This window comes from Pseudomonas arcuscaelestis, assembly GCF_016881005.1.
In the GTDB taxonomy this organism is placed as follows: domain Bacteria; phylum Pseudomonadota; class Gammaproteobacteria; order Pseudomonadales; family Pseudomonadaceae; genus Aquipseudomonas; species Aquipseudomonas arcuscaelestis.
The window spans coordinates 1-10,346 of the sequence record NZ_JACOPV010000033.1; the positions used below are offsets into that span (position 1 = coordinate 1).

The 10,346-nt window shown below is 51.4% G+C and carries 8 protein-coding genes and 1 pseudogene; 8 read left to right on the plus strand and 1 reads right to left on the minus strand.

From position 1 onward, the window contains the following. Positions 1–173: 173 nt before the first annotated feature. The 8 genes from H8F21_RS28760 to H8F21_RS28795 are packed head-to-tail and all read left to right on the plus strand — an operon-like array spanning position 174 to position 9,024. Complete coding sequence (locus H8F21_RS28760; protein ID WP_203585798.1) at positions 174–1,841, plus strand: glycosyltransferase family protein; 1,668 nt, start codon at positions 174–176, stop codon at positions 1,839–1,841. Next, the gene (locus tag H8F21_RS28765) at positions 1,838–2,233 is read left to right on the plus strand and encodes a GtrA family protein (RefSeq protein ID WP_203585799.1); all 396 of its coding nucleotides are present in this window, start codon (positions 1,838–1,840) and stop codon (positions 2,231–2,233) included. The genes H8F21_RS28760 and H8F21_RS28765 overlap by 4 nt, the downstream gene beginning before the upstream one ends. Continuing rightward, entirely contained in the window at positions 2,230–2,928 is a 699-nt protein-coding gene (locus tag H8F21_RS28770; protein WP_203585800.1) for a glycosyltransferase family 2 protein, read from the plus strand. The genes H8F21_RS28765 and H8F21_RS28770 overlap by 4 nt, the downstream gene beginning before the upstream one ends. Then, entirely contained in the window at positions 2,925–3,530 is a 606-nt protein-coding gene (locus tag H8F21_RS28775; RefSeq protein ID WP_203585801.1) for a phosphatidylinositol-specific phospholipase C/glycerophosphodiester phosphodiesterase family protein, read from the plus strand. The genes H8F21_RS28770 and H8F21_RS28775 overlap by 4 nt, the downstream gene beginning before the upstream one ends. Next, complete coding sequence (locus tag H8F21_RS28780; protein WP_203585802.1) at positions 3,527–5,578, plus strand: nucleoside/nucleotide kinase family protein; 2,052 nt, start codon at positions 3,527–3,529, stop codon at positions 5,576–5,578. The genes H8F21_RS28775 and H8F21_RS28780 overlap by 4 nt, the downstream gene beginning before the upstream one ends. Beyond that, on the plus strand, positions 5,578–6,327 hold the full coding sequence (locus tag H8F21_RS28785) for an HAD family hydrolase (RefSeq protein ID WP_203585803.1): 750 nt from the start codon (positions 5,578–5,580) through the stop codon (positions 6,325–6,327). Before H8F21_RS28780 ends, H8F21_RS28785 begins: the two co-directional genes overlap by 1 nt. Beyond that, complete coding sequence (locus tag H8F21_RS28790) at positions 6,324–7,352, plus strand: class II aldolase/adducin family protein (protein ID WP_203585804.1); 1,029 nt, start codon at positions 6,324–6,326, stop codon at positions 7,350–7,352. The genes H8F21_RS28785 and H8F21_RS28790 overlap by 4 nt, the downstream gene beginning before the upstream one ends. A gap of 31 nt (positions 7,353–7,383) precedes the next feature. Next, the gene (locus H8F21_RS28795; protein WP_203585805.1) at positions 7,384–9,024 is read left to right on the plus strand and encodes a hypothetical protein; all 1,641 of its coding nucleotides are present in this window, start codon (positions 7,384–7,386) and stop codon (positions 9,022–9,024) included. Positions 9,025–9,316: 292 nt separating this feature from the next. On the opposite strand, the pseudogene H8F21_RS28800 reads toward H8F21_RS28795, so the two are convergent. Further along, positions 9,317–10,225: pseudogene (locus tag H8F21_RS28800) on the minus strand (IS3 family transposase); the annotation flags it as partial. Positions 10,226–10,346 lie beyond the last annotated feature (121 nt).

Sequence of the window (10,346 nt, forward strand, 5' to 3'; positions counted from 1 at the left end):
GATGGCTCGGTTCGCTCAGACGCCAAACGATCGCGATGCTTCGGAGGCGGTATCTCGTTCAATTTCGTAATTAGCACGCTCCGATTTTTTAACTGACTGTTGCACTTGCTCCTTGAGGCCGCCCTTTATGGACAGAGCCACAGAGTTCCACCACGCAAATCATCGAGATACTCATGCAAATTATCATCCCAATGTCGGGCTTCGGGGAGCGCTTTCGTCGCGCGGGCTACAGCGTCCCGAAACCCTTGATCGAAATTGATGGAAAGCCAATTATCGGACATGTTATTAACATGTTCCCTGGTGAGCATGATTTTCTTTTCATTTGCAACGAAGATCATCTGAGCCACCCTGAGTACCGGATGGAAGAAATTCTTCGCCGGTACTGCCCGACTGGTCGCATTGTGGCGATCCCTTCCCACAAGTTGGGCCCGATCAACGCCGTACGCCAGGTCGAGCATTTGATTGATCCGGCGCGGCCAGTGATCGTCAACTATTGCGATTTCACGTGCTTCTGGGACTGGTCCCACTTCAAGCAGTTCGTCAAGGAAAGTCACTGCGCAGGTGCCATTCCCGCCTATAAGGGCTTTCATCCTCATTGTCTTGGTAGTACCAACTACGCTTACATTCGTGAAGTAGATGGCTGGGCGAGCGATATCCAGGAAAAGCAGCCATATACCAACAACCGAATGGATGAGTTTGCCTCCAGCGGGACCTATTACTTTGCCTCTGGCCGCCTGATGAGCGAGTCGTTCAGGCACGCGATGGAAGAAGACCTGAATGTAGGTGGTGAATACTACGTCAGCCTCGCTTACAAGCTGCTTTTCAACCAATCCTTGCCGGTAGCGGTGTATCCTTTACAGCACTTTATGCAATGGGGAACACCGGATGATGTCGTTGAGTATCTGGGGTGGTCCAAAGCATTTCGCCAAATGACCGATGCCCCGCTAGCAACGGCGCCACGAGGGACTCTGATTATCCCTATGGCGGGGCTAGGACAGCGTTTCGTAAATGAAGGGTACTCGCTCACCAAACCTCTGATTCCGGTCTCAGGCAAGCCAATGGTGATTCAGGCGACTAATGACCTACCGAAAGCCGACCATCATGTTTTCGTGTTACGTCAGGACATGCAAGGTTTTGAGGATATTTGCTCAACGCTGAAAAGCACTTATCCGGGCGTCATTATCAAATCGATTCCTGGCGTCACCGAAGGTCAAGCATGCACTGCACTGATTGGCCTCGATGCTTTGGCTGCTGCAGTATCAAACGATCCTGGACCTGTGACGATTGGCGCGTGTGATAACGGCGCTCTGTATGAAATGCCCGACTTGCAGGTACTAATGGACGATCCGGGCGTCGATGTCATTGTTTGGGGGGTACGCGGCCATGCCAATGCTGTACGCCACGCTGAAATGTTCGGTTGGATTGATAGTGAACAAGGCCGGATCAAGCGTATTTCCGTGAAGACCCCCCTTGGTCAGCCCGCTTATGATCCAGTAGTGCTGGGATCTTTCACTTTTCGCAACGCAGAGAATTTCCGCAGGGCGGTCGATCGCCTGGTGGCCGCTGACGACCGAATCAATGGTGAGTTTTATATAGACTCCTGCATTAATCACGCTGTCGACCTCGGGCTCAAGTGCGTACTGTTCGAAGTAGACTCGTTCCTGTCATGGGGAACCCCCAACGATCTTCGTACATTTGAATACTGGCAATCCTGCTTCCACAAGTGGGCCGGACACCCCTACCGTCTCGAAAATGACCCGCGGATCCCCGGCAACTGCGTCACTGCACTCGAAGAGCGCTACCGAGCAACTGTCCCGGCAGCAACAGTCCAACACTTATGATCAGGCGTGAGCTCAGCATTTTTTTGGTGGTAGGCAGCCTTACGGTGCTGGTCGACTTTCTGAGCTATCGAGGGTTGGTCGGAACCGGGATCGTAACAACAGACTGGGCGAAGGGGCTCGGGTTCTTGGCGGGTACAATATTTGCCTACTTTGCAAACCGGTTCTGGACCTTCAATGCCAAGGTGCATGCTCGAGGCAGTGCGATACGTTTTGGCGTGCTTTATACCGTTACCCTGGTTGCCAACATCGCAATCAACCGCCTCGCCCTGTGGATGTTTGCCGCCGATATCCACCTGGCATTCCTGCTAGCGACTGGCGTGTCGGCGGCTCTCAACTTCCTGGGTATGAAACACTTTGTGTTTAAAGTAAGCGAACCTAAGGAGGCCCTATGAGATTCTCTCTTGTTATCCCTTGCTACAACGAAGCGGCGAACCTTCCCCTGTTGCTGGAGCGTTGTAAGGCATTGGGCGCCACTCCCGGTGTTGAGGTCATCCTGGTGGATAACGGTTCAACTGACAGCACACCTGGCGTCTTGGAGGCGTTACTGCCAGCCTACCAAGGATGTCGCAGTATTCGCGTAGAGCAAAATCAGGGCTATGGCTTTGGTATCCTCAGCGGATTGCGCGCCGCGCAGGGGCAGATGCTTGGCTGGACGCATGCCGATATGCAAACCGATCCGCAGGACGCTTTGCGTGGCCTGGACCTGGTGAGCCGGCATGGGGAGGAAGTGTTTATCAAGGGGCGGCGTTACGGACGGCCCTTGGCAGATACGCTGTTCACTACCGGTATGAGCATTTTCGAAACTTTGTTGTTGCGCAAGCCGCTCTGGGACATCAATGCGCAACCTACCATGTTTAGCCGCCGCTTTTTCGAGACGTGGGAGGCTCCGCCACACGATTTCTCCCTGGATTTGTATGCCTATTACCAGGCACGACAGTGCAAGCAGATGGTCCACCGTTTTCCAGTGCGTTTTGGTGAACGGGCCCACGGTGTTTCTCATTGGAATGTAAACTGGGCAGCCAAGCGCAAGTTTATTGCGCGCACGATCGATTTCAGCTTACAACTTAGAAAGTCTCTAAACTCATGAAAATAATCGCTCATCGAAGGAACACCATTTCCGAACTTTGTGGTACGGATAGCCGCTATGGCATTGAAGTAGATGTCCGCAGTTTTGGAAACAAGCTGATTGTTCACCATGACCCATTCGTCGATGCAGTTTCCTTTGAAGACTGGATCAGCGAATATCGCCACCAAACGCTTATTCTCAATGTCAAGGAAGAGGGGCTTGAAGCTCGCCTCATCGCGTTGATGAAGTCCCATGACATTGATGACTATTTTTTTCTTGATCAATCCTTCCCCTTCCTCGTCAAATGGTCGCGGTTGGGAGAGCAGAATTGTGCAGTAAGGGTCTCGGAATTCGAATCGATCGAGACCGCTCTAACCTTGGCCGGCAAGGTCAATTGGGTATGGGTCGATTGCTTCACCCATTTTCCACTGCAACAAAATGATGCGAAGCGCCTGAAAGACGCTGACTTCCGTCTGTGCCTGGTGTCTCCCGAGCTTCAGGGGCGTGATGCCGAGCAAGAAATTCCACAGATGGCCAAACTCTTGGATGAGCGCGGCATAACGGTTGACGCGGTCTGTACCAAGCGTGCGGACCTGTGGGAGGCGTTAGTTCAAAAACCATGAAAAGCCTTCTTTTCAACCCGCTGTTCGTCACAGGGCTGATACTTCGCGTTGCGTTGATTATGCTAGTGACAGCCCCCGCAGTGGCTGAATGGTATGTCCCATTTATGGACATTACCACTCAGCAACTCACGTTGAACCCTTGGCGTACTTGGCTGGAGGCAGGTGGCTCACCCATTGCCTTTCCTTATGGCTATGTGATGTGGCTGTTTCTCCTTCCACTGGTACTCCTGTGCAAGCTGCTGAGTGTTCCCTTAGCTATTGGCTATGGATTTAGCCTGCTGATCGCAGATCTTGCGTTGTTTGTTTTGTTGCAACACCTTCTGCCAGGCAGGAGGAAGTTGCTGTTGTTTGCCTACTGGCTGTCCCCTCTGGTCATTGTTCCCAGCTACGTCCTGGGCCTCAATGATCTAGTGCCGGTATTGCTACTGACACTGTCGCTTCATTTGTTGCGTCAATTAAAAATGGAACATGCGGGCATTGCCGTTGTTGCCGCCATTTCGGCGAAGCTCAGTATGCTGATGGCACTGCCTTTCTTCGCTATATACTTGTTACACAACCGACCGGTTCGGCAGCTTCTGCCACAGTTCATAAAGGGATGTGTGGTTGCTTTAGTGTTCTTGACAGTACCTTTCGCACTGACCGTGGACGGACCAGCGATGTTGTTCGATAGTCCGGAGATGGCAAAGGTTTATCTACTTACCGTCGACCTGGGAAGTCGGGTATCAATCTACATTGTTCCACTTATTTATCTTGTAACCCTCTATGCTTCCTGGCGCGTTCGTCGACTCAATTATGATCTGTTCAGTATCATCCTGGGACTCGTGTTCCTCTTGATCGTACTGACAACTCCTGCCTCTCCTGGATGGTATCTCTGGACTATTCCTTTACTGGTACAGTACCAGGCGAAAAGTGATCGAATTGCAATTGTGCTGGCCACGTTGTTCGCCAGTACTTATGCAGTAACCACCTTGATGGACGCAGCCCAAGTGTTACTGCCCGAGCACTGGCAGATGGTGTTGGTCCAGTTGCAAGGTGGTCCAGAGATGACACGTCACATCAATTCGCTTCTGAACACGACCTTGTTTGCCATTGGTATAATCCTCGCCATTCGGATTGCGCGCGAAACCATTCAACGCAATGATTATTTTCGCTTGAGTCAGCATCCTTTTGTGATCGGCATTGCCGGAGATTCAGGGGCAGGAAAAGATACTTTTTCCGATGCGATCAAACACCTGTTCGGCGGTCACTCCGTCGCAACAATCTCGGGTGATGATTATCACCTATGGGATCGCCACAAGCCGATGTGGCAGGTGATGACCCATTTGAACCCCATGGCGAACGATCTCGAAGGCTTCGCTCGGGATTTGCTGGCGCTGGCAGACGGCAAAACTATTCACTCCCGCCACTATGACCATGCGACTGGCAAGATGAGCCGTCCTTGCCATATCAAAAGTAACGATTTTATTATCGCCAGCGGTTTACATGCCCTGCACGTACCGATTCTCAGGGACTGCTACAACTTGAGCATCTATCTGGATATCGATGAGAACTTGCGCCGGCATTTCAAGCTGGAGCGTGATGTCAAACAACGTGGCCATAGTGTAGAGCGCGTTCTGCAATCCTTTGAGCGGCGAGCACCGGATTCTGAAAACTTCATTCGCCCGCAGGCAGCTCATGCCGATATAGTGCTTTCCTTGCAGCCAATCCATCCACGCATGCTGCAGGAATCCAGCGAGAAGCACCCGCTGCGCTTCAAGCTTGTAGTCAGCTCACGACACGGCCTCAATGAATTGTTGCTGACGCGCGTCCTCGTAGGGGTTTGCGGGCTTCATGTTGACTTTTCAGTGCGAAATCAATCTGGAGCTGTGGAGATGGTGGTAGAAGGCGAAACCTCAGCTGATGACATGGCGATGGCTGCACAATTGGTCTGTCCGCGGGTCCTCGAGTTTCTAGATATTGAGCCCGAGTGGAGGGATGGGATGATTGGTGTGATGCAGCTCATTACCCTATCGCATATCAACCAAGCTCTTACGAAACGGTTCATATAATGAAAATCTACAATACCGGGCGCTTTGATCGTCTTCCGGACGCGATTCTTTTCGACACTGACAACACCCTGTACCCCTATGACCCGGCGCATGCGGCAGCACAACATGCGGTAAGAGAAAAAGTGGTCAGTACCTTCTCGATCAAGCGAGAAGAGTTCGATGCTGCATTCAAAGAAGCACGCAACCAGGTCAAAGCACGCCTCAAGCACACTGCTTCATCCCATAGCCGTCTGCTCTATTTGCAGCGAATGCTGGAAATTCTGGGGCTGGGTTCCCAGGTACTTCTCGCGCTGGATTTTGAGCAGACCTACTGGCGCACATTTCTTTCCAATGCGACTTTGTTCGAGGGCGTGAAGGATACGCTCGATGATCTGAGGCTGTTGGGAGTGCCCACCGCAATTGTTACGGATCTCACCGCTCAGATCCAGTTTCGTAAGGTCGTCTACTTTGGTCTTGATCATTACTTTGATTACATCGTGACCAGCGAAGAGGCCGGTTACGACAAACCTCATGAGGCCCCCTTCCAGATCGCCTTGGAAAAAATGCGCCCCAAAGGCGACTGTATCTGGATGATCGGCGACAACCCGGTGAATGACATTCGAGGGGGGCGCCAGAAAATTAACGCGGTAACACTGCAGAAGACTCATGCTGGCGTCGAGCTAGGAGACGGGGAAAACGCCCCGGATGCGTCGTTCGGTAACTTCAGCGATCTACGTAAACTCATTGCCCGCCTGGGAGAAAAAGGATGAGTTTTGAGTATTCCGACCTCCAGGGAGAAATCAGCAACTACTGCGCTGACATAGGTGCCCAGCCCCTGCTTGTACAGGGCGCAGGGGGTAATGTGTCGTGGAAGGACGCTGATGTTTTATGGGTCAAGGCTTCTGGCACGTGGCTTGCCGACGCAGTCGAGCAGTCCATCTTCGTGCCTGTTGACCTGGTACATCTGCGCGAAGCCATTCAGAATGATCAATTTGACGTCAAGCCGGTCGTTGTCAGCGAATCCGGCCTGCGACCTTCGATTGAGACGCTGCTGCATGCGCTTATGCCCCAGCGAATCGTAGTTCATGTGCATGCAATCGAAGTCCTGGCGCATCTGGTTAGGGCGAGTTTTCCCAGCGTACTCAATCAGGATTCGATTCCAGGTGTGATCTGGACATCCGTTGGCTACCATAAGCCCGGAGCGGCTTTGGCCTGCGCCGTGGCCCGGGGACTGAACGATAGACCGGGCGTAAACGTGATATTTCTCCAGAACCATGGCGTTGTCATTGGCGCGGCGACTGTTGGCGAAGTCGCTAGTATCCTGAATGCGCTGACGGAACGTTTACGCGTCGTACCTCGGGCAGCAATGGTAGTTCCACCGCTACAGAAATCGATCCGCTACGACGATACATGCAGTTGGATACCGGCCAATGACCCTGTGTTGCATCAGCTAGCAATTGACCCTGCATTGTTCAAGCGTGTGCAAGAAGACTGGGCACTGTGTCCTGACCATGTAGTGTTCATGGGGGCGCGCGCCGTGACAGTGGATGACGTCTCAAACCTCCGTGCAGTGATTGAAAAACTCGAGGTACTGCCCGACATTCTGTTCCTGGAAAGCGTCGGCGTATTTGTGGGTCCGGGATTCAACAAGGCCAAAGAAGCACAAATACGTTGCTACTATGATGTTATAGTCCGGCAGGGGCAAGACGAAAAATTGAATTCACTCTCAGATCAAAATATCTGTGAACTGCTAAATTGGGACGCTGAACGTTACCGCATGCGGTTGGCAAAGTGACCAATCATAATAAAACTATACTGACATTTATATGACAATCGAGCACTCATTTCGGCGTTACGCGACAGTCTGTTATTTGCTGACTGGTGTGATTTTCGCAATTTTATTTGTCGAAAACTTTATTTTCTCCAGTGACTTCACCCTGTTGGGCTTTCGTTCCTACGATGATGTTGGATTTCAGGCTAGCTTGCGTCGGGCTCATCTTATTTTGCAAGCCGGTGATTGGCCAAAGTTTTTTATACTCAACGACTATGCCTATGGCTGGGTCTTCTGGGCAACCATTGCCTTGATCACCTACCCTTTGTTCCTGCTTGAGCAGAGTTTCTCTATAGCCTGGCCCTTAATTGTCACGCCTCGACAACTTTCACTGCTGTTTGGAGTCATGTGCTTGATGGTAATGCACAAGCTTCTAAAACAGTTAAAAGTTCCGTCGTGGGCATGCGCAGGTGCAGTGCTGATATTCGCACTTTTTCCTTCAATGGGTTACTTTTCGCTGCGTTTTGGTACCGTGAATGCAGTGACATTTTTCTCGTTGCTTGCACTTTATTATGCATTAAAGCAAGAAAAATCAACTACTTGGGGTGTGACGCGGGTGGCCTTGAGTCTCGCCATCGCCGGAGCGATCAAACTGAGTGGCCTGCTCATCGCCCCGTTAATTGCGCTTCTGTTGTTGCGCCGACTTGACTGGTCGCGTGCCGTCAAAACTCTTGTTCCGCCGCTGATTGTTTTTCTGTTGGTTCTCGGGGTGATGATTAATCCTTCTTTTCTACTTATCCCAAGTGCTCCACATTTCTGGATTGACTACTTAAACGATCTGCAGAAATTTCTCGAAGTTACCCGTATTCCTGAGGGGCCTGCTAATCCCGTTGAACGTTTCTACTATGGCGTATTCAGAGCTTTTGGCGCCTTCCTGGCAATGTTACTGCTCATGTTTGGCTGGTTTATAGCTATGCGTCAAGATCGCTCAGTGCGTAGTGATTTTCTGGCGATAATAGCGATATTTGTAAGTGTTGCGATTTATCTGGCGGTTTCCGTTAAAAATGTGAGTAGCGTTGGTTCTTACTTTACCGGGATTTCCTTTGTTCTATTGCTTGGCGTTGTAGGTTATGCCCGGTCGTCAAGTGGTCCGCGTGTGCTCGGAGTTATAATTAGTCTGTTGTTTTTGCAGCAACTATTCCTTCTTAATAAAGGGATTCAGAGTGAAACGCCAGGTATGTCCCACGCGAGTTATTTCATTGCAAAGGAATTTGTTGAAGATGACGTCGCGCTCGCCACATCAGCCTTGGCTTGCGTAAAGGAGCACAGTAATGGTGCCAGCGTAGGGCAAATTCTTATCGATTTTACCGTCCCCGTGGCAATAAACTCGATCAGTCATCCTGAAACATGTCTTTCAATGGCCTGGGATAACCTGTCTCCAGCAAGGAAGTACTGTGGCAGTCCTGTTGACTTTTTGATTCTAGATGCCGAAAAGGCCGTGGGTTTTTTGCCGGCCGAACTATTTGATGAAAAAATAAAAAGCACTAACGCCACAATGGCAGAGGTCTATCGAGAAGATCGAAAAAATCGGGAACTACTCATTAATCAAGGCGAGTTCGGTAACCAGCACTACACTCAGGTTTGCGATCTGGGGCGTCTGAAAATATTCAAGGCAGATACACTGCTCTCTAAATAGTTTTCTGTCGTCCTGGCTGTCCTCAGCCTAGTAGTTCAAGGCTAACTGTGCCGACGAGTATGCTCGGCCACCATCAGTCAGCGCGACGGCGTCGCGCTCGGCTGATTCTGCAACGCAAAGGTGGCAGCGCGCTCGTGTCGCCGTATGTAGGGAGACCTTACTGGATCGAGCCTCAACCCACTGAGCAACAGGAGTGTAGATTGACTGGTGCAGGGGATATGCAGGGCAATCGCTCTGCGCTGCAAGCGAATGGGGCAGCCATGCTCACTGTATCTGAATCGCCCCTGGTTTCCTAGACACTCTCCAAGCTCAGGAAATAGCGTTTCTCATACTCTACTGGAGACAGCTGCATAGCACTGCTGTGTCGGCGTTTAGGGTTATAGAACATCTCGATGTAATCGAAAATGTCACTTCGGGCTTCTTCACGGGTTGTGTAGATCTTTCGTCGGATTCGCTCCCGCTTCAAAAGCTGGAAAAAGCTCTCGGCTACGGCATTGTCGTGGCAGTTTCCCCGCCGGCTCATGCTGCTGATTACATTGTTAGCCTTCAAGAAGCTTTGCCAATCTGAGCTACTGAACTGACTACCTTGATCTGAGTGAATCATCACTTGCTGCTGTGGCTTGCGTCGCCACACAGCCATCAACATTGCGTCGATAGCCAGGTCGCTGCACATCCTTGGCTTCATTGACCAACCAATTACTTGGCGTGAGAACAGATCTAGCACTACCGCCAGGTAGAGCCATCCTTCATAGGTGCGGATGTAAGTGATATCTGTCACCCAAACCTTGTTCGGCTCACTGACATTGAACTGCCGCGCGAGGTGGTTGGGCGAGGCCACTGTTGGTTTACCACCGTAAAACCCTGGACGCCGCCGATAGCCCGTTTGCGAACGCAGCCCCTCCGCCTGCATCAAGCGCCCGACTCGATTTCGTCCGCATTCCTCTCCTAGCTCACGTAGGTCATCGTGAATTTTGCGGTAGCCATATACACCTCCGCTTTCTAGCCAAGCGTGTTTGATCAAGCCAAGCAGACGTTGATCTTCTTTTGCTCGGGCAGATTCAGGCTCGGCCAGCCAGGCGTAGTAGCCGCTGGGGTGCACCTTGAGGGTTTGGCAAAGGCGCCGCACCGGGTAATCAGTCGAGTGCTTCTTGATGAAGGCGTACTTTAGCCGCACTCCTTGGCAAAGTACGCGGCGGCCTTCCTAAGAAACACCACTCGCCGGTTGTAGCGTGAAGCCAAACTCAGCCGCACGCCGGTACAAACCTTTCACAACTCGCTCCCGATACTTTTGCTCGTAGCGATCGGCGCCTGGGTCTTGATAA

Coding starts and splice junctions, on each gene's coding strand:
- H8F21_RS28765 (WP_203585799.1), top strand. CDS start 1,838: ATGATCAGGCGTGAGCTCAGCATTTTTTTGGTGGTAGGCAGCCTTACG.
- H8F21_RS28790 (WP_203585804.1), top strand. CDS start 6,324: ATGAGTTTTGAGTATTCCGACCTCCAGGGAGAAATCAGCAACTACTGC.
- H8F21_RS28785 (WP_203585803.1), top strand. CDS start 5,578: ATGAAAATCTACAATACCGGGCGCTTTGATCGTCTTCCGGACGCGATT.
- H8F21_RS28760 (WP_203585798.1), top strand. CDS start 174: ATGCAAATTATCATCCCAATGTCGGGCTTCGGGGAGCGCTTTCGTCGC.
- H8F21_RS28775 (WP_203585801.1), top strand. CDS start 2,925: ATGAAAATAATCGCTCATCGAAGGAACACCATTTCCGAACTTTGTGGT.
- H8F21_RS28795 (WP_203585805.1), top strand. CDS start 7,384: ATGACAATCGAGCACTCATTTCGGCGTTACGCGACAGTCTGTTATTTG.
- H8F21_RS28780 (WP_203585802.1), top strand. CDS start 3,527: ATGAAAAGCCTTCTTTTCAACCCGCTGTTCGTCACAGGGCTGATACTT.
- H8F21_RS28770 (WP_203585800.1), top strand. CDS start 2,230: ATGAGATTCTCTCTTGTTATCCCTTGCTACAACGAAGCGGCGAACCTT.